General features: G+C 59.1%; 19 protein-coding genes. 10 read left to right on the top strand and 9 right to left on the bottom strand.

What is annotated here, in order from left to right:
• The first annotated feature begins 94 nt into the window (after positions 1-94).
• The 6 genes from ACN0X0_RS16175 to ACN0X0_RS16200 all read left to right on the top strand — a co-directional run bounded on the left by ACN0X0_RS16175 (position 95) and on the right by ACN0X0_RS16200 (position 6,682).
• On the top strand, positions 95-976 hold the full coding sequence (locus ACN0X0_RS16175) for an RNA polymerase factor sigma-32 (RefSeq protein ID WP_417279986.1): 882 nt from the start codon (positions 95-97) through the stop codon (positions 974-976).
• On the top strand, positions 973-1,776 hold the full coding sequence (locus tag ACN0X0_RS16180) for a ChaN family lipoprotein (RefSeq protein ID WP_417279987.1): 804 nt from the start codon (positions 973-975) through the stop codon (positions 1,774-1,776). The genes ACN0X0_RS16175 and ACN0X0_RS16180 overlap by 4 nt, the downstream gene beginning before the upstream one ends.
• 92 nt (positions 1,777-1,868) lie before the next feature.
• Positions 1,869-3,068, top strand: coding sequence for a bifunctional phosphopantothenoylcysteine decarboxylase/phosphopantothenate--cysteine ligase CoaBC (gene coaBC / locus ACN0X0_RS16185; protein ID WP_417279988.1), 1,200 nt, complete (start codon positions 1,869-1,871; stop codon positions 3,066-3,068).
• A 35-nt stretch (positions 3,069-3,103) separates the two neighbouring features.
• On the top strand, positions 3,104-3,571 hold the full coding sequence (dut, locus tag ACN0X0_RS16190; protein ID WP_417279989.1) for a dUTP diphosphatase: 468 nt from the start codon (positions 3,104-3,106) through the stop codon (positions 3,569-3,571).
• Entirely contained in the window at positions 3,568-4,605 is a 1,038-nt protein-coding gene (locus tag ACN0X0_RS16195; RefSeq protein ID WP_417279990.1) for a HesA/MoeB/ThiF family protein, read from the top strand. The genes dut and ACN0X0_RS16195 overlap by 4 nt, the downstream gene beginning before the upstream one ends.
• Positions 4,606-4,657: 52 nt before the next feature.
• On the top strand, positions 4,658-6,682 hold the full coding sequence (locus tag ACN0X0_RS16200) for a M3 family metallopeptidase (RefSeq protein ID WP_417279991.1): 2,025 nt from the start codon (positions 4,658-4,660) through the stop codon (positions 6,680-6,682).
• Between the two features lie 38 nt (positions 6,683-6,720).
• Here ACN0X0_RS16200 and ACN0X0_RS16205 read toward each other — a convergent pair whose 3' ends face one another.
• From ACN0X0_RS16205 to ACN0X0_RS16215, 3 genes are all read right to left on the bottom strand, one after another.
• Positions 6,721-7,599: a cation diffusion facilitator family transporter gene (locus ACN0X0_RS16205; RefSeq protein WP_417279992.1), complete on the bottom strand. Its 879-nt coding sequence runs from the start codon at positions 7,597-7,599 to the stop codon at positions 6,721-6,723.
• 82 nt (positions 7,600-7,681) lie between these two features.
• Entirely contained in the window at positions 7,682-8,668 is a 987-nt protein-coding gene (locus ACN0X0_RS16210) for a hypothetical protein (protein WP_417279993.1), read from the bottom strand.
• A 6-nt stretch (positions 8,669-8,674) separates the two neighbouring features.
• The gene (locus tag ACN0X0_RS16215; protein ID WP_417280046.1) at positions 8,675-9,178 is read right to left on the bottom strand and encodes an SH3 domain-containing protein; all 504 of its coding nucleotides are present in this window, start codon (positions 9,176-9,178) and stop codon (positions 8,675-8,677) included.
• A gap of 241 nt (positions 9,179-9,419) precedes the next feature.
• Between ACN0X0_RS16215 and ACN0X0_RS16220 the strand changes: the two genes are divergently transcribed.
• Positions 9,420-10,406, top strand: a complete 987-nt coding sequence (locus ACN0X0_RS16220; RefSeq protein WP_417279994.1) for a 2-hydroxyacid dehydrogenase — start codon at positions 9,420-9,422, stop codon at positions 10,404-10,406.
• A 15-nt stretch (positions 10,407-10,421) separates the two neighbouring features.
• Here the strand turns inward: ACN0X0_RS16220 and ACN0X0_RS16225 are convergent, their stop codons facing one another.
• Positions 10,422-10,850, bottom strand: a complete 429-nt coding sequence (locus tag ACN0X0_RS16225; RefSeq protein WP_417279995.1) for a hypothetical protein — start codon at positions 10,848-10,850, stop codon at positions 10,422-10,424.
• 454 nt (positions 10,851-11,304) lie between these two features.
• Here ACN0X0_RS16225 and ACN0X0_RS16230 point away from each other — a divergent pair, with 454 nt between their 5' ends.
• The gene (locus tag ACN0X0_RS16230) at positions 11,305-11,502 is read left to right on the top strand and encodes a CsbD family protein (protein ID WP_226554034.1); all 198 of its coding nucleotides are present in this window, start codon (positions 11,305-11,307) and stop codon (positions 11,500-11,502) included.
• A gap of 3 nt (positions 11,503-11,505) precedes the next feature.
• Positions 11,506-12,018, top strand: a complete 513-nt coding sequence (locus ACN0X0_RS16235) for a pyridoxamine 5'-phosphate oxidase family protein (protein WP_417279996.1) — start codon at positions 11,506-11,508, stop codon at positions 12,016-12,018.
• 51 nt (positions 12,019-12,069) lie between these two features.
• Here ACN0X0_RS16235 and ACN0X0_RS16240 read toward each other — a convergent pair whose 3' ends face one another.
• From ACN0X0_RS16240 to panC, 3 genes are all read right to left on the bottom strand, one after another.
• Positions 12,070-12,987, bottom strand: a complete 918-nt coding sequence (locus ACN0X0_RS16240) for a pirin family protein (RefSeq protein WP_417279997.1) — start codon at positions 12,985-12,987, stop codon at positions 12,070-12,072.
• A gap of 341 nt (positions 12,988-13,328) precedes the next feature.
• Positions 13,329-14,150 (bottom strand): 3-methyl-2-oxobutanoate hydroxymethyltransferase, encoded by an 822-nt coding sequence (panB, locus tag ACN0X0_RS16245; protein ID WP_417279998.1) that lies wholly within the window; start codon positions 14,148-14,150, stop codon positions 13,329-13,331.
• 12 nt (positions 14,151-14,162) lie between these two features.
• Positions 14,163-15,011, bottom strand: a complete 849-nt coding sequence (gene panC, locus ACN0X0_RS16250) for a pantoate--beta-alanine ligase (RefSeq protein ID WP_417279999.1) — start codon at positions 15,009-15,011, stop codon at positions 14,163-14,165.
• Positions 15,012-15,212: 201 nt separating this feature from the next.
• Here panC and ACN0X0_RS16255 point away from each other — a divergent pair, with 201 nt between their 5' ends.
• The gene (locus tag ACN0X0_RS16255) at positions 15,213-15,671 is read left to right on the top strand and encodes a hypothetical protein (protein WP_417261837.1); all 459 of its coding nucleotides are present in this window, start codon (positions 15,213-15,215) and stop codon (positions 15,669-15,671) included.
• A gap of 99 nt (positions 15,672-15,770) precedes the next feature.
• Here the strand turns inward: ACN0X0_RS16255 and ACN0X0_RS16260 are convergent, their stop codons facing one another.
• Both ACN0X0_RS16260 and ACN0X0_RS16265 read right to left on the bottom strand, forming a co-directional pair.
• Positions 15,771-16,121 (bottom strand): carboxymuconolactone decarboxylase family protein, encoded by a 351-nt coding sequence (locus ACN0X0_RS16260; RefSeq protein WP_417280000.1) that lies wholly within the window; start codon positions 16,119-16,121, stop codon positions 15,771-15,773.
• Positions 16,122-16,290: 169 nt separating this feature from the next.
• On the bottom strand, positions 16,291-17,376 hold the full coding sequence (locus ACN0X0_RS16265) for a BMP family ABC transporter substrate-binding protein (RefSeq protein ID WP_417280001.1): 1,086 nt from the start codon (positions 17,374-17,376) through the stop codon (positions 16,291-16,293).
• Between the last annotated feature and the right edge of the window lie 29 nt (positions 17,377-17,405).

Here is a 17,405-nt window from a genome sequence, read left to right on the forward strand (position 1 = left end):
AGCTCGCAAATGACCGTCACGAAAACCCGCTAAGGTTTCTCAGAAGGTAGAACGTGAGATCAAGCCAGAGCGCAAACTCTCAGGAGGTTCAAATATGGCACTCGATATGACTGCATCCGACAACGCCTTGCCGCGCCGGGCGATGAAAGCGGAGATGCTCGACGTTGAGACGGAACAAGCCTTGGCCCGCGCGTGGCGCGATCATCGCGACGAGGCGGCGTTACACCGGCTCGTGACGGCCTATATGCGTTTGGCGATTTCTATGGCTGCGAAATTCAAACGCTACGGCGCGCCGATGAGCGATCTTATTCAGGAGGCCGGGCTTGGTTTGATGAAAGCGGCGGAGAAATTTGACCCGGATCGCGGTGTGCGGTTTTCGACCTATGCCGTGTGGTGGATCAAGGCCTCGATTCAGGACTACGTGATGCGCAACTGGTCGCTGGTGCGGACCGGGTCGACCTCGGCTCAGAAGTCGCTGTTCTTTAATATGCGCCGGGTTCAGGCGCGTCTCGAACGCGAGGCCTCGGCGCAGGGCGAAGCGCTTGATCACGACCAGCTGTTGCAGATGATCGCAATGGATTTGAACGTGCCGCTGCGGGACGTCGAGATCATGGATGGGCGGTTGTCCGGCTCTGATTTCTCACTCAACGCGCAGCAATCGGGCGAGGAAGAGGGCCGCGAATGGATCGACACCCTCGCGGATGAGGGCGAGACCACGGCGGAAATGGTTGGCGAAGCGCATGATCAGGCGCAACTCAAAAGCTGGCTTGGCGAAGCGATGGACCATCTTAGCGAACGGGAACGGTTTATCCTAAAGGCGCGCAAACTGACGGACGAGCCGCGCACACTCGAAAGCCTTGGCCAGGAGCTGTCGCTGTCGAAAGAGCGCGTGCGTCAACTCGAAGCGGGCGCGCTGCAAAAAATGCGTGTCAGCCTTGAGACCAACCATCAGGACGTGCAACATTTCTTCTCATGAGATTTCCTTTTGCCGTCGCGCTCACTTTGAGCGCGGGCCCCGTTTTTTCTGACCAGATCACGCCTGAGGCTCTGTCGAATTTGCCTCGGGCGGATGTCGTTTTGCTGGGCGAAGTGCATGACAATCCGCTGCACCACAGACATCAGGCGGCGGCGGTTGCGGCGCTTTTGCCGAAGGCGATTGTGTTTGAAATGTTGACGCCCGAGCAGGCGACGCGTGTGACGTTCGACCTTCGTAACGATGAAGCAAGATTGGCCGAAGCCTTGGAGTGGGACAACTCGGGTTGGCCCGATTTCTCCATGTATTATCCGATTTTTGCGTCAAGCGATGCGCCCGTCTTTGGCGCGGCTCTGCCCCGTGAAGATGTGCGGCGGGCTTTCTCTGACGGAGCCGCCGTTGTGTTTGGTGCCGAGGCCGAGCGCTATGGTCTTACCGATGATTTGCCCGAAGAGATACAAACCGAACGCCAGCAGATGCAGTTCGACGCCCATTGTGAAGCCATGCCGCTTGAGATGATGGCGGGCATGGTCGAGGCGCAAAGGCTGCGCGACGCTGTATTCTCGCGAGCTGTGATTGAGGCCTATGAGGCGACAGGCGGACCGATCGCGGTGATCACTGGCAATGGCCATGCGCGCATGGATTGGGGGATGCCTTCGGTGCTGGCCAAGGCGGCCCCTGACTTTGAGACGCTCTCCATCGGTCAATTGGAAGGAACTCCTGAGGATGTGCCGCCCTATGATCTCTGGTTGGTGACAGAGCCGGCCCAGCGGGATGATCCCTGCGCCGGGCTTTTGCAATAGCAGGCCTCAAATCTCAGAGCATTGTCTCACGCGTGGCCTTGGCTTAAACCGTTCCCTGAGACTGCGTACAGGGCTTTGCCGGGAGAGCGAAAATGCTGAACGAAAAGACCATTTTGCTGATCATCGGCGGCGGGATTGCGGCGTTCAAATCGCTCGACCTGATCCGACGCCTGCGTGATGAGGGCGCCCGCGTCGTGCCGGTGCTGACCAAGGCCGCCGAGGAATTCGTGACGCCTCTCTCTGTGTCAGGGCTGGCCGCCGAAAAAGTTTACCGCGATCTCTTCGATCTCACGGATGAGGCGGAGATGGGGCATATCGAACTGTCCCGTGCCGCTGATCTCGTGGTTGTCTCGCCCGCCACCGCCGATCTTCTGGGGAAGATGGCCGGGGGGCTGGCGAATGATCTGGCCTCGACGCTTTTGATGGCGACCGACAAACCCGTTTTGGTCGCGCCTGCGATGAATGTGCGGATGTGGGAGCACCCCGCCTGTCAACGCAATGTGGCGCAGTTGAAACAAGATGGCGTGCTCTTTGTTGGCCCCGAAGAAGGCACCATGGCCTGCGGTGAATTCGGTCCCGGGCGCCTGTCTGAGACGCCTGACATCATCGCCGCCGTTCGGGCCGCGCTCACCGAAGGCCCGCTGAAAGGCAAGCATATCCTCGTGACCTCCGGCCCGACACATGAACCGATTGACCCGGTGCGCTACATCGCCAACCGTTCATCGGGCGCGCAGGGCACCGCGATTGCCAAGGCGCTGCGCGATCTGGGCGCCGATGTGAGCTTTGTCACCGGCCCCGCCGATGTGGCCCCGCCGCGTGGGGTGCGGGTGATCCGGGTGGAAACGGCGCGCGAGATGAAAGAGGCGGTCGATGCCGCTTTGCCAGCCGAGGCCGCTGTGTTCGCCGCCGCCGTGGCGGATTGGCGCGTGACCTCCGAGAGCGGATCGAAAATCAAAAAAACACAGGGAAAGCTGCCCGTTTTGGAGTTTTCCGAAAATCCGGACATTTTGGCGAGTGTGAGCCAGATGGCCGAAGGGCGTCCGCGTCTGGTCGTGGGCTTTGCCGCAGAGACCGACGATGTGATCGCGCATGCTACCGCGAAACGCAAACGCAAGGGTTGTGACTGGATCGTCGCCAATGACGTCTCGCCCGCCACCGGGATCATGGGAGGCGCCGAGAATGCCGTGACTCTGATCACCGAGCGTGGCGCAGATGAGTGGCCACGGATGAGCAAAGATGAAGTGGCGCGTCAGCTGGCCTATCGCATTGCCGATCATCTGGCGATGAATTGAGTAGGCGAATTGAGTATTTAAACCACGGAAAAGACATGAGCGTAGAGATCAAAATTCAATGGCTCGAGGGAGCCGATACCGACATCAAATTGCCGTCCTATGAGACCGCACATGCGGCAGGCGGCGACGTGCGCGCGAATTTTCCGCCGGAGATGCGCGACGTTGGCGTCATGTTGGAACCGGGCGCGCGGGCGTTGATTCCGACAGGTTTCGCGATGGAAATTGAACCGGGCTATGAGGTGCAGGTGCGGCCGCGCTCTGGGCTCGCCCTCAAGCATGGGATTTCGCTGGTCAACACGCCAGGCACGATTGACGCGGATTACCGTGGTCCGGTTGGCATCATTCTTATCAACCTCGGGCAGGAACCGTTTCACGTCACCCATGGCGAACGCATCGGCCAGATGATCGTCGCCCCCGTGGTGCAGGCGGCCTATAAAGTGGTCGACAGCCTCACTGACACCGCGCGCGGCGCGGGCGGGTTTGGGTCGACCGGGCGCACATGACATTTTTCCTGATCATCGCCGCTGTGCTTTGGGGCATCGGCTGGTTGACCGGCGCGCCGACGCGGGCGCGCTGGGCGATGATTGGGGTGTTGTATCTCGCTGTTTTGATAGCGCTTTTTGTGCTGCCTGAAGGTCATGCGCTGCGCGCGAGCCTTGGTGGCTCATTGGGCGAATGGCTCTTGATCGGTGTCGGTGCGGTGATCATTGTCGCCTACCGCGCGGGCCTTGCCGCGCTGCGCAACAAGGCCCAACCGGAGCCTCAGACAGCGGAGCAGCAAAGCGAAGGCACCTTCCGCCCCGCCGAACTGGACCGCTACATGCGCCATATCCTGCTGCGCGAAATCGGCGGGCCGGGGCAGAAAAAGCTGAAAGAGGCGAAGGTTTTGGTGATCGGCGCCGGTGGTCTTGGCGCGCCGGTTTTGGAATATCTCGCGGCCTCGGGCGTCGGTGTGATCGGCGTGATCGACCCGGATGTGGTCGAGGCCTCGAACCTGCAACGGCAGGTGATTCACACGGATGCGCAAGTGGGCGTGCCAAAGGTGTTCTCCGCCGCCGAGGCGATGCGGGCGCAGAACCCGTTCATCGAAGTGCGGCCCTATCACCGGGCGTTTGACGAAAGTTCGATGGATCTGGTCGCTGACTACGATCTGGTGCTCGACGGGACGGATAATTTCGACACGCGCTACCTGGTCAACCGCGCTTGCGTGACCCATCGTAAGCCGCTGATCGCAGCGGCGATCACGCAGTGGGAAGGTCAAATTAGCACCTATAAACCCCATGAAAATGGTCCTTGTTATCAATGTGTGTTCCCTGAGCGTCCTGCCGACGGCATGGTGCCGAGCTGTGCCGAGGCTGGAGTTGCGGCACCTTTGCCTGGCGTTTTGGGCACGATGATGGCGATGGAGGCGGTGAAAGAACTCACCGGCGCGGGACAGGGGCTGATGGGGTGTCTGGTCATTCACGATGCGCTTTATGCCGAGACGCGGAACATTACCGTGAAAAAGCGGGCTGACTGCCCGATTTGCGGTGGCTGACCCTTTTCCTTGCCGCTTTCGAGGCATAGCTTGAGGGCCAAAGGAGACACGCATGACCAACGCTTACCTGTCCGAGTGGAACACGCCTTTCAACCTCCCGCCTTTCGCTGATTTGACGGATGCGGATGTCAAACCTGCGGTCGATGCCGCGCTTGCAGAGGGGCGCGCGGCGATCGTGGCAATCGCGGAAAACCCTGAGGTGCCGACCTTTGCCAATACCATTGAGGCGCTGGAAAAGGCGGATGCCACGTTGTCGAAAGTGTTGGGGGCCTTTTACGGTATGGCCGGTGCGGACACGAACGATGTGCGCGATGGGTTGATGCGGGATCTGTCTCCTCTGCTCTCCGCTTACAGCAGTGAGATCACCGCCAATGAGGCTCTGTTCAATCGGATCGAGGCGCTGTGGCAGGGGCGAGAAGCCCTTGATCTCACTGAGGAACAACAACGTGTGCTGATGCTGACTCGTCGCTCTTTCGTACGCTCCGGCGCGAAACTTGAAGGGGCTGAGAAAGATCGCATGGCGGCGATCAAATCGCGGCTTGCGACGCTTGGCACACAGTTCACCCAGAACCTTTTGGCCGACGAGCGGGAGTGGTTTATGGAGTTGGCGGAACAGGATTTGGAAGGCCTGCCACAATTCGTCGTCGACGCCGCGCGGTCTGCGGGTGAAGAGAAGGGCGCCAAAGGCCCTGTTGTGACCCTGTCGCGCTCGCTCATCGTGCCGTTCCTGCAATTTTCGCCGCGACGTGACCTGCGCGAAAAGGCGTTCCGTGCCTGGGCCGCGCGCGGTGAGAATGGCAATGCCAATGACAACCGTGAGATTGCGACAGAGATTTTGGAGCTGCGCGAGGAGCGCGCCAAGCTGTTGGGGTACGAGAGCTTTGCGGACTATAAGCTTGAGACCGAAATGGCGAAAACGCCGGAGCATGTGCGCGATCTGTTGATGCGGGTCTGGGGGCCGGCGAAAGAGGCCGCCGAACGCGATGCTGCGATCCTGTCCGATATGATGGCCGAGGACGGGGTGAATGGCGATCTGGAGCCTTGGGATTGGCGCTATTATTCGTCGATCCGGCGTAAGGCGGAGCATGATCTCGATGAGGCGGAGTTGAAGCCATATCTTCAGCTTGAGCGCATGATCGAAGCGTCTTTCACCTGTGCCAATCGTCTCTTTGGTCTGGAATTTGAACCGCTCGATATGCAGGTCTATCACCCGGATGCACGGGCATGGAATGTGACGCGGAATGGTGAACATATCGCGGTTTTCATCGGCGATTATTTCGCGCGTGGCTCGAAACGTTCGGGCGCCTGGTGCACAGCGATGCGGAGCCAACAAAAGCTCGACGGTGACATTCGGCCCATCGTGCTCAATGTGTGCAATTTTGCCAAGCCGCCGAAAGGCGAGGCGGCTTTGCTGTCCTATGATGATGCGCGCACGTTGTTCCACGAATTCGGTCATGCGCTGCATCAGATGCTCTCGGACGTGACCTATGAGTCGATTTCCGGCACCTCCGTGGCGCGCGATTTCGTTGAGCTGCCGAGCCAGCTTTACGAGCATTGGCTCGAAGTGCCCGAGGTGCTCGAAGAGTTCGCGACCCATGCGAAAACCGGTGAGCCGATGCCGCGTGATATGCTGGAACGCCTTTTGGCCGCACAGACCTATGATCAGGGCTTTGCGACCGTCGAATATGTCGCCTCCGCGCTGGTGGATCTCGATTTCCACGACGGCCCGGCTCCGAAAGACCCGATGGCGGCGCAGGCCGAGACATTGGCGAAAATCGGCATGCCGAAAGCCATCACCATGCGCCACGCGACACCGCATTTCGCGCATGTGTTCTCCGGCGACGGCTATAGCTCCGGCTATTACAGCTACATGTGGTCCGAGGTGATGGATGCCGATGCTTTCGAGGCTTTCGAGGAAACCTCGCCCTTCGATCCGGCGATGGCGAAACGGCTTGAGGACAACATCCTCTCCAAAGGCGGCTCTGAAGATGCCGAGGCGCTTTACACCGCGTTCCGGGGCCGGATGCCGGGCGTCGAGGCGCTGCTCAAAGGCCGGGGGCTTTTAGCCGCCGAATGAGGCTTTTCTGAAGGCTTAAATACTCAGATGCGAGGCGTTCAATCCGCCTCGCCCGCCACATCCTTATGCACGATCACATCGGCATTCGGATAGGCGTCCAAGATCTGCCGTTTAAGACCCGCAGAGATCGCATGAGCCTCGCGCAGGGTCTGATCGCCATTCACCTCGATATGAATGTTCACGAAAGGCTTTGAGCCCGCCATGCGGGTTTTTAGGTCGTGATAGGCGTAGATGCCGGGCATGTCTTTGGCCATGGTTTCAATGGCTTCGATCATCTCCGGCGGGGCTGCGCGGTCCATGAGTGCGTCCCAGGCGGATTTGCCGATGTTGAGCGCTCCGACCACCAGAATACCCGCCGCCCCCAAGGCGACCACACTGTCGAGTTGGTGAAATCCGAACATAGAGGAGGCCAAAAGCGCGAGGATGGCGCCGATGTTGGGGATTAGATCGCCCACGTAATGCAGGCTGTCGGCGGAGACGACCTTGGACCCGGTTTTGCGGGCGACGTGACGTTGCCACAGCACGAGCGCGATGGTCAGCACGATAGAGAGGATCATCACGGCGATGCCAGCTCCCTCGGCCATCATCTCCTTCGGCGCGGGCGACAAGAGGCGGCGCACGGAGGTCACGCCGATGACACCAGCGGAAACCAGAATGAAGACGGATTGTGCAAGAGCTGCGAGGTCTTCGGCTGAGGTGTGGCCAAAGGTGTGATCGTCATCGGGGGGGCGCGAGGCGTAATAGATCGCCAAGAGCCCACCGGCCGCAATCAGGAAATCCATGGCGCTGTCCGCCAAAGAGGCGGCGATTGACAGAGAGCCGGTGAGGCTCAGCGCCCAAAGCTTGGCCAGCACAAGGATGGTCGCGACGGCGACGGAGGCGATTCCGGCTGACAGGTTCAGGCGGGTGTCAGGCATGTCGATTTCCCGATTGTGGTGCTTGGGGGGGCTTATAAAGGATTCCCTCCCACGGGTAAGGCCAAAGACGCAGGCCGTGCGCCTAAAGCATCAACTTGTCCTTGATCCGCGCCCAGGCGCGCGCCACGAAATTGTCCTTCGCGGGCTCCAAGCATTGCCGCTCAAGGAACCAGTGAAAATAGCCCTCGTAATCGAAATCCGCCATGGTCTCCGGGCCGAACTCGATCGCGGCCTTGAGATCGGGAACCGTGCGCGGGGTCAAAGTGGCGTGCCAGTAATCGGTTTTGCCGCAGGTGATCACCGGCTTTTTCTGCATCAAGGCCTCAAAGCCCGCCGAGGAGTTTTGCGTGATCACCACGCGGGCCGCTTCGATCAGGTCGTGGATCGAGGCATCGCTCAGTTTCACATTGGGGTGGTTCTCGCAAATCTCGAGGATCTGCCGACGCCCCTGTTTGCTTTGATGCGGATGCGGTTTGACATAGACCAGCGCGTCGCGGTCGTAATTGGCCGCCGTGGCGATCATCTGTTCGGTGCTCAGATACCGCGCGCTTGGCGTCTCGGTCTCGGAGGGCTGACACAGGATCGTCGCGGTGGAGGGGCGCAGAGGCGCATCCATGCGCGGTTCCTGCGCGTGTTTCGAGATGTTCTCGCGAAGCATATATCCCGTGACGCCGTTGAAGAAATATTCAGCAGCCTCGCGGGTTTCCGATTCGGTAAAATAGCGAGAAAAGCGCAGCGAACTGTTGTGACCGAACCCCAGCTCATCGAAATACCAAAAGCCCCAGAGATAAGACGGATAGGCGTGCAGGATCGTCGGGCCATACATTGCCGGACCGCCGACGATGATGTGAAAATGATCCTCGGCCAGCAAAGCCCGCCCGCTGCGCGAACCGCCTTCGACAAGATAGGTCGCAAAGCCTTTCTCTTTCAGCTTGGGCACAAGACGGGTGAAAAAATCGTGACGGCCCTGTGCGATGGCCTCATGCCAGCTGCCGTAGCCATGGATCACACAGGACTTCAATCCGGTCGGAATATTGCGGGCCGCCAAAGGAGATTTGATTTGATCCATAAGCACTTACTCTAGAATTTCGTCCGGACGCACTCCCCATAGCCCGGATTTCAATACCCATCCTTTTTGCCCGCCAGCGGTGACTTTGCACCAAGACACGTTGCATTCCTGAAGACGCAGGATGACGTTTTTCTCCGCCTGCGCATTGAGGCGCGAAGATGGGTCCGGGCGGGAATAGAGGTCCACATTCTCATCGGTGACAAGCGCCGTGCGCACCCCGGAAATCAGGGAGTAATGCAGCCAACCTGTGGCGCCCTCAAGGTCGCGCACGCGACGCCAATGGCCGTATTCCGCGATGACCTCAAGCGGATAGCCTCGACGCACGAAAACCCAGTCGATGCGATGCGACAAAGACGGTCCACGTCGGACATTGGCTTTGTCGCTTTTGAGCGACACGAAGCGTGGCAGCGGCAGGTTGGTGACAGAGCCGCGCGTGGGGCCATCGGCGGCCCAACCGAGTGTCGGTGTGATCGCCAAAAGACTGAGCGCGAGAAGGCAACATAGGATCATGCGCGAAAGCACGCCCTTGCCGAAAAATCGATCCCCAATCATCGTTACTCTGCCTGATCTGCTCATCATTCGCCCGAAACTGTCGGCCATCTGCCAGCACGTCATCGGGGGCATGACGTCCCCCGGTCTTTATACAGTTCTTTTAAACAGTTTTCTCCCCCGGTTCTTATCCTTACGGCTTGCCGGGATGCAATCGAGTTTGCCAGTATGGGGGTGAAAAAGAAAGAGGGAGGTTGCGGTCATGGCCAAGGAACGTCTGAAGGTCGTCGTGACACGGGCATTGCCGGAACAGGTCGAAACCCGGATGAAAGAGCTCTTCGATGTCGAGCTCAATCACACGGACGAAAAGATGGACAAAGCGGCGCTGGTCAAGGCGATGCAGCGCGCCGATGTTCTGGTGCCTTGTGTCACGGATCGGATCGATGCGGGCATGTTGGGACAGGCGGGCGAGCGTCTGAAACTGATCGCCAACTATGGCGCTGGCGTCGATCATCTCGATGTCATCACGGCGCAAAACCGCGGCATCCTCGTGTCGAACACGCCTGATGTGGTGACCGAGGACACGGCGGATATGGCGATGGCTTTGATGTTGGCTGTGACGCGCCGCATCCCCGAAGGTCAGGCGGCGATGCAATCCGGCATCTGGGAGGGCTGGGCGCCGACCGCTTTTCTGGGCCAGAGGCTGACGGGCAAGCGGCTTGGCATTCTTGGCATGGGGCGCGTTGGACGAGCTTTGGCGCGGCGAGCGCGGGCCTTTGGTCTGTCGGTGCATTACCACAACCGCACCCGGCTGCGGCCAGAGACCGAAGCGGCCTTTGAGGCGACCTGGTGGGACAGTCTCGATCAGATGCTCTCGCGTGTCGACATCCTGTCGATCAACTGCCCGCACACGCCTGCGACCTATCACCAGATCAATGCGCGGCGGCTTAAGCTCATGAAGCCGACGGCGGTGATCGTAAATACGTCACGGGGCGAGGTGATCGACGAGAACGCTCTGACCCGTGGATTGCGCGCAGGCGAGATCGGTGGTGCAGGCCTCGATGTTTTCGAACATGGCCACCAGATCAACCCGCGTTTGCGCGAGTTGCCCAATGTCGTGCTCTTGCCTCATATGGGGTCCGCGACGCTCGAAGGGCGGATCGAGATGGGCGAAAAGGTCATGCTCAACATTCGCACCTTCGCCGACGGTCACCGCCCGCCGGATATGGTCGTGCCCGCCATGCTGTGAGCGGCCTCATGCCCCTTATGCGTCACAGTCTTTGACGCCGAGCCGGATTAAATCAGCCCCGCTGACCTTATAATAGCCATAGATGGTGGTGCGCCCGATCTCGAGATACCAGTCTCGCACAGTGGGCGGGTAAAATTGTGCGATGAAAAGGCTCCATTCCTCAAAGCGATCTTCGGAAAGCGGCCCGAGAAACGAACGCGGGCCGTGAAAGCCGAAACGGGCCTTTGAGGTCACGCAGGCATTTTTCAGGCCGATGTACATCGTGCAGGACGAGAAACAGAAACCGTCACGGATTTCTACCTTCGTGTCATTTGCGATCAGCGTGCTGATCTCCTCGTAGCGCTGGCGCACACTGCCGCCCAAGTCGGTGCGGATGATTAGTATGTTCTCTTCCGATGGGGCCGTGCTCAGGTCGGCCAGAACGGGAGCTGTGCTAAAACTCATAAACAATGCGGTCATCGGCACGCAGAGATGAGCCAACCGTCGTGAAACGCGTATCGTCATTTTGCACCTCGAAAGGATTCAGTGAATTGCGATTTCAGTGAATTATGCGGCGGCCGGGGAGGTCATCCGCGCAGGTCTTTCAAAGGAATTTCAGGCTGTTGAGATATTTGGGCCTTGGTGACAGCATAGGCTGTTCTGCAAAAATTCGATAACATGACCGTAAGACGTGTTCCCTTTTCCGCGGTGCGGAGGGGGTTTGTGCCGCATTGCAGCCAAATTCTTTCGGTGTGCAAAAAAAATGAACAATCTGGCCATGGTCTCCAGATTGTTGTCAGCCCGAAAGCAGGTATTTGACGAATCTGTGGCGCGAAAGAGTCGGTCAGCCTGCGCACGCCTTGGAACTTCGACGAAGGACAGACGTTTTGTTTCCAGATAGAGAGAAAGGAGGCCTCAAATGAATTGGGACCAAATCGAAGGCAAATGGAAAGAAATGCAAGGCCGCGTGCGTGAGGAATGGGGCGAATTGACCGACGACGACCTCGCGGAGGCCAAAGGCAACCGCGAACAGCTCGAAGGCAAGCTTCAGCAGCGCTACGGCAAGACCAAGGAAGAAGCGCGCAAGGCCATCGACGATTTTCTGGCGAAAGTGTGAGCCATGTCTCGTCTGGATGAGTTTCGCGAAGATCCCGCTCACATGCTCTGGCAAGAGCTTGGCGATCTGCGCGCCGGGATGCTCGGTATCTCAAGCGCGCAGGACGCCATGCAGCCGATGAGCCATTTCTCGGATGCCGCCGCTGGCAAGTTGTGGTTCATCACCTCGGATGAAACCGATCTGGTGCGCCACGTCGGCACCGGCGATCAGGCGCAGTTCTGCGTCACCTCGCAGGACCAATCGTTTTTCGCCTGCCTGACCGGGGCGATCCGCCAAAGTACGGACAGCGCCAAGCTTGATGAGCTTTGGTCACCTGCGGCGGCGGCCTGGTTCGAGGGCGGTCGCGACAACCCGCACGTCTGCCTGTTGGAAATGACGCTGTCGGAGGCTGCTCTTTGGGCGTCGACCGGCAATCCTCTGGCGGTGGGTTATGAGATGCTCAAGGCCAACATGGCCTCAGACACGACACCGGATGTCGGCGAACATGTCGTGATCGCCTTCCCGCACGCGGCCTAAAGCGATAAGATTGAAAGCAAGCGCGCCATCCTCTGGCGCGCTTGTTTTATCTCAGTGATCGCGCTGATCGCGAATGAAGGTGCCGTTGTTCAACTCATTGAACGCCTGCATCAATTCCTCACGCGTGTTCATCACGATCGGCCCATGCCACGCCACCGGTTCCTTGATCGGCTGACCGGAAATCAACAGGAACCGCACGCCCTCGGGCCCGCTGTTTACCACGATCTCATTGCCGGTGTCGAAATTCACCAGCGTCCGGTTCCCGGACATATCGCGGATATTGATCTCTTCACCATTCACCTCTTTCTCAACCCGCACGCCGTAAGGTTGAGAGGCATCGCGGAAGGACGCACTGCCCGCAAAGATATAGGCGAAGGTGTTGGCATAGGTGTCGACCGGCAAGACCTTGCGCGTGTTAGGCGGCACAGACACATCGAGGTAAAGCGGATCGGCGGCAATGCCATCGACCGGCCCGCGCTTGCCCCAGAACGACCCGGTGACGATCTTCACCTTGGTGCCATCGTCGTCGATGATCTCGGGGATGTCGCTGCCTTGAATGTCCTGATAGCGCGGCGCGGTCATCTTGAGCGAGGAAGGCAGGTTGGCCCAAAGCTGAAACCCGTGCATCTGCCCGGACGCATTCCCGCGTGGCATTTCCTGATGCATGATGCCGGACCCGGCCGTCATCCATTGCACGGAGCCTTTGCCCAAGACGCCTTTGTTGCCAAGGCTGTCGCCATGTTCGACTTCGCCATCCAAGACATAGGTGATCGTCTCGATGCCGCGATGCGGATGCCAGGGGAAGCCCTTTTCGAACTTCTTCGGATCGTCATTGCGAAAGTCGTCGAACAGCAAGAACGGATCGAACTCGCGCGGTTTGTGAAACCCGAAGGCGCGGTAGAGATTGACGCCTGCGCCTTCGATGGTGAACTGACCTTCAGAGGTCGCTTTGACGGGACGGAATGTCATGGTGAGACTCCTTTGTGTTTGTCTCATCATGTGGGCATTTGGGGATGTGCGTAAACGGCTTTGTGCGAACGGTTTCTGTGCGGTGGCGCGCAGAGGGGCGGTGAGTGAGTATTTTTGGCACAAAGGAAACGAATGTTAGGCGCGCGTTAAGGTTAATGCGCCAGTCTGCTCTCACGGTACAGGCTGGAGAGCCGATGATCGTGCACGAAGGAGACGCCCTGACCCGTGGGCCGAAACCCCTTCCGGCGACGCCACAGCGCTATGCACCGGCGGTCAGGGCGCATTTCGTTTCCTTTGTGCTGGAAATACTCAAAGAAAAGCGCCCCGAAGGGCGCTCTCTTTCATTTCTTCGAGCCGTAGACATTGTCCTGCGTCGGGAAGGCGCGGGATTTGACGTCTTCGGCGTAGGCGGCGATGGCGTCCTCGATGGCTTCACCGACCGTGCCGAATTTCTTGACGAATTTCGGCACCCAGTCGTTCAGGCCCAGCATGTCTTCCATCACCAAAATCTGCCCGTCACAGGTCTTTGACGCACCAATGCCGATGGTCGGCACGTCGATGGCTTGGGTGATTTTCTCCGCGAGCGGTTCAACCACGCCTTCGACCACGACGGCAAAAGCCCCGGCGTCGGCGACGGCAATCGCGTCGTCGATGTGGAATTGCCACTCGTCCTCGTCACGGCCCTGGGTTTTGAAACCGCCCATGATGTTGGTTGATTGCGGCGTCAGGCCGATATGGGCCATCACCGGGATGCCACGTTCCGAGAGGAATTTGATCGTCTCTGCCATGCGTGCGCCGCCTTCGAGTTTGACGGCCTGGCACTGGGTTTCCTTCATGATCTTGGCGGCGTTGCGGAAGGCTTGCGATGGGCTTTCTTCATAGGAGCCAAAGGGCATATCCACCACCACGAGCGCGCGTTTGGTGCCGCGCACCACCGCCTTGCCGTGCATGATCATGAGTTCGAGAGACACGCCCACGGTGCTTTCCATGCCATGCATCACCATGCCGAGGCTGTCGCCCACCAGTAGGAAATCACAGTATTTTTCGGCAATCGCGGCGGTGTGCGCGTGGTAGGCGGTGAGCGATACGATAGGATCGGCACCCTTGCGCGCGCGGAGTTGCGGCACGGTCACGCGGCGGATGGTTTCGGTTTGGGATGACATGGCGTTTCCTCCTCACGCAGGGTTCGCGACCCTTTGGTCGATCAGTAGCACATCGCCGAAGCGGGCGGCCAGAAGGATCACCACGGGGCGGGTGATCGCGCCCGGCACCTCGGCCAGCGTTTCGGCATCGCGCACATCGACGCTTTCCAATTTGGCACGCGGCTCGCGGGCGATGAAGTCGCGGATCTCCTGTTCCAGATCGGGTCCGGAGCGCCCGTCGGAGACTTCGTAATCGGCATAGGCCAGCGCCTTGTTGAGGATCAGCGCGGCTTGGCGATCCTCTGGCGTCAGGCGCACGTTGCGCGACGACATCGCCAGCCCGTCCACCTCGCGCACGGTCGGCACGCCGGTGATCTCGATCGGCATATCCAGATCGCGGACCATGGTCTTGATGACCTGAAGCTGCTGGTAATCTTTCTCGCCGAAAAACGCTTTGTCGGCGCCGGTGATGTTGAACAGTTTCGTCACCACGGTGCAGACGCCTTTGAAATGGCCGGGCCTGAGCGCGCCCATCAGCACCTTGTCCAAATCCTCGGTGAGCACGGTGGTCTGTTTCAACGGATGATACATGTCCTCGACAGCGGGGCAGAAGACGGCATCGACCCCCTCGGCCTCGAGCATGGCAAAATCGCGGGGCTCGTCACGCGGGTAGGCGTCGAGATCGGCGGCCTCGCCGAATTGCGTCGGATTGACAAAGATCGAGGCGATGACCCGGTCGGCATTGGCCTTGGCCGCGCGCACCAAGGTCATGTGACCCTCGTGCAGATAGCCCATGGTGGGCACCAGAGCGACGGTTTCGCCCGCGGCCTGAAAGCCTTTGACAGCCTCGCGGATGTCCTGTTTCGTGCGACAGATTTTCAACGTCAGCCCTCCCGAAGCCTATAGTCGGGCGGAGACTACAAACTGCGGAGCGGGGCGGCAAGCGCTCGACATGTGACGTTCCGTATATCTGATCTGTGGCTTTAACCTTTTTCCACGGAATGTTCGTTTCATTTCCCCATTCTTGACACGATTTGTTGAGAATCTGGCGACGGTAAGCTTTAAATCGGGGGATTTATTCCTATGGGCACCTTTGGAAAGACGCTCAGCATTGTCGGGGCCGTGGTGGGGATGGTGATCTCCATTCTGGTCTATGCAGAAATTTCAAGAACGCAGTCGGGCGTTCAGGCCGCTTTGGTCGATAGTTTTCAGGGTTCTTCCTATTACATGCGTTCCGAGGGCGAGGACGACCTGCCCAAGCTGACGACCGAACGTGTCGCCGCGCCGAAGAACGGCTCGGAAGCGCGGAGTTTCGAGATCGAGCATGTCGATGGGACCGAGGAGCTGCAGGAGGGCGCCGAGGCCGTTGCCGTGGAAGCCGAGGATCAGGGGCTTCCTGCTGAGGCCACGATGAGCGAAAAGGTCAAGTTTTATGTCAATCGGCTGATCGCCTGGTTCGTCGGCGAGAAGGAAGAGACGCTGCATATGGACTGCAAGACCAAGAAAGACGGCGGCAAGGTCTGTTCTGTCGTGCGCAAATGAGTGCACCACCCAATTTGAGGTAAGGATGTAGATCGCTTACTTCGGAAAAGGACGGTCCCAAACGGGGCCGTCCTTTTCGTGAATTCAGGTTTTTCGTCCTTAGACAGCTTCTTTCAAAGCGGCCAATTCGTCCCAGCATTCCAAGGCTTTGGCGGCATACATCAACACCGGGCCACCACCCATCTGGATGTTCATCGCCAGCATTTCGAGCAATTCCTCACGCGTGCCGCCGTATTTCATCAGCGCCTCGACGTGAAAACCGACGCAGGGATCGCAGCGCACGGAAATGGCCATGGCCAGCGCCAGCAATTCCTTGGTCTTATGGTCCAACTCATCGCCTGCAAGCGCGGCTTTCGACAGGGCGCCGAAGCCTTCGGGGATGTTCGGGTTGGCTTTGTTCAGGGCACGCAGCGCCGTGCGCATGCTGTCGTTCTTTTCGGCCCAAGACATGTGAGACTCCTTGTTCGCGGTTCTTCGTGGGCAGTGTTTCGCACAGGCAGCATGGCGCAGCTTTGATCCGGGTCAAAACATATTCTGATGTGAAAATATCTTTGTTCGCAAACGCATATGAAAAAGGCCCGCGTGGCGGGCCTTTCCAAAGTCAAATGTCGCGCAGGGATTACTGCGGGATCTCGCCGGTCAGACCTTCGACGTAGAAGTTCATGCCTGCAAGCGTACCATCGTCTGCGGTCTCGCCCTCGGCCAACCACACGGAGCCGTCCTGTTTGTTGATCGGGCCGGTAAAGGGCGCATAGGAACCGTCAGCGATGGAGTTCATGACCTCGACCGCGGCGGCTTTCACGTCTTCCGGCACAGCGTCGGTGATCTCGCCAATGCCCACCATGCCTGCGCCGATGCCGTCCCAGGTGTTGTCGCTTTCCCAGGTGCCATCCATGACGGCCTGAACGCGTTCGATGTAATAGGGCGCCCAGTTGTCGATGATCGAGGAGACGCGCGGCAGCGGCGCGTATTCACCCATGTCAGAGGCCTGACCAAAGGTGATCACATTGCCGGCCTTTTGGGCTGCGGCCTGCGGTGCGGTGGAGTCGGTGTGCTGAAGGATCACATCGGCGCCTTGGTCGATCAGGGCCTGTGCTGCGTCGGCTTCTTTCGCCGGGTCGAACCATGTGTAGGCCCAGACCACGGAGAATTCGACATCCGGGTTCACTTTCTTGGCGTGCAGGTAAGCGGAGTTGATGCCGCGGATCACTTCGGGGATCGGGAAGGACCCGATGTAGCCGACCTTGTTCGACTTGGTCATCATGCCCGCCATGGTGCCCTGAACAGCGCGGCCTTCGTAGAAACGCGCAGAATAGACGCCCACGTTGTCGGCGGTTTTATAGCCGGTGGCGTGTTCGAATTTCACATCCGGGAATTTGGCGGCGACGTTGATGGTCGGGTCCATATAGCCAAACGAGGTGGTGAAAATCAGGTCTGCGCCCGACAGTGCCATCTGGGTGATCGCACGTTCGGCGTCGGCGCCTTCCGGCACGTTTTCCTGATAGATGGTCTCGACCGCATCGCCGAAATGTTCTTCGACCGCCAGACGGCCCTGGTTGTGCTCATAGGTCCAACCACCGTCACCGACGGGACCGACATAGATAAAGCCGACCTTGGTCTTGTCTTGCGCAAAGCTCGGCGTAGCCAAGCTCAGCGTAAGGGCGGAAGCTGCGGCGGCAGCGGTCAGCAACGTTCTACGTTTCATGGAAATCATCTCCCCTATTGTGTGATGAA

It is taken from the genome of Celeribacter sp., assembly GCF_048270365.1.
In the GTDB taxonomy this organism is placed as follows: Bacteria; Pseudomonadota; Alphaproteobacteria; order Rhodobacterales; family Rhodobacteraceae; genus Celeribacter.

Coding starts and splice junctions, on each gene's coding strand:
- panB (WP_417279998.1), bottom strand. CDS start 14,150: ATGTCATCCCAAACCGAAACCATCCGCCGCGTGACCGTGCCGCAACTC.
- ACN0X0_RS16200 (WP_417279991.1), top strand. CDS start 4,658: ATGACCAACGCTTACCTGTCCGAGTGGAACACGCCTTTCAACCTCCCG.
- dut (WP_417279989.1), top strand. CDS start 3,104: ATGAGCGTAGAGATCAAAATTCAATGGCTCGAGGGAGCCGATACCGAC.
- ACN0X0_RS16210 (WP_417279993.1), bottom strand. CDS start 8,668: ATGGATCAAATCAAATCTCCTTTGGCGGCCCGCAATATTCCGACCGGA.
- coaBC (WP_417279988.1), top strand. CDS start 1,869: ATGCTGAACGAAAAGACCATTTTGCTGATCATCGGCGGCGGGATTGCG.
- ACN0X0_RS16215 (WP_417280046.1), bottom strand. CDS start 9,178: ATGATCCTATGTTGCCTTCTCGCGCTCAGTCTTTTGGCGATCACACCG.
- ACN0X0_RS16195 (WP_417279990.1), top strand. CDS start 3,568: ATGACATTTTTCCTGATCATCGCCGCTGTGCTTTGGGGCATCGGCTGG.
- ACN0X0_RS16265 (WP_417280001.1), bottom strand. CDS start 17,376: ATGAAACGTAGAACGTTGCTGACCGCTGCCGCCGCAGCTTCCGCCCTT.
- ACN0X0_RS16230 (WP_226554034.1), top strand. CDS start 11,305: ATGAATTGGGACCAAATCGAAGGCAAATGGAAAGAAATGCAAGGCCGC.
- ACN0X0_RS16240 (WP_417279997.1), bottom strand. CDS start 12,987: ATGACATTCCGTCCCGTCAAAGCGACCTCTGAAGGTCAGTTCACCATC.
- ACN0X0_RS16175 (WP_417279986.1), top strand. CDS start 95: ATGGCACTCGATATGACTGCATCCGACAACGCCTTGCCGCGCCGGGCG.
- ACN0X0_RS16255 (WP_417261837.1), top strand. CDS start 15,213: ATGGGCACCTTTGGAAAGACGCTCAGCATTGTCGGGGCCGTGGTGGGG.
- ACN0X0_RS16220 (WP_417279994.1), top strand. CDS start 9,420: ATGGCCAAGGAACGTCTGAAGGTCGTCGTGACACGGGCATTGCCGGAA.
- ACN0X0_RS16225 (WP_417279995.1), bottom strand. CDS start 10,850: ATGAGTTTTAGCACAGCTCCCGTTCTGGCCGACCTGAGCACGGCCCCA.
- ACN0X0_RS16260 (WP_417280000.1), bottom strand. CDS start 16,121: ATGTCTTGGGCCGAAAAGAACGACAGCATGCGCACGGCGCTGCGTGCC.
- ACN0X0_RS16205 (WP_417279992.1), bottom strand. CDS start 7,599: ATGCCTGACACCCGCCTGAACCTGTCAGCCGGAATCGCCTCCGTCGCC.
- ACN0X0_RS16180 (WP_417279987.1), top strand. CDS start 973: ATGAGATTTCCTTTTGCCGTCGCGCTCACTTTGAGCGCGGGCCCCGTT.
- ACN0X0_RS16235 (WP_417279996.1), top strand. CDS start 11,506: ATGTCTCGTCTGGATGAGTTTCGCGAAGATCCCGCTCACATGCTCTGG.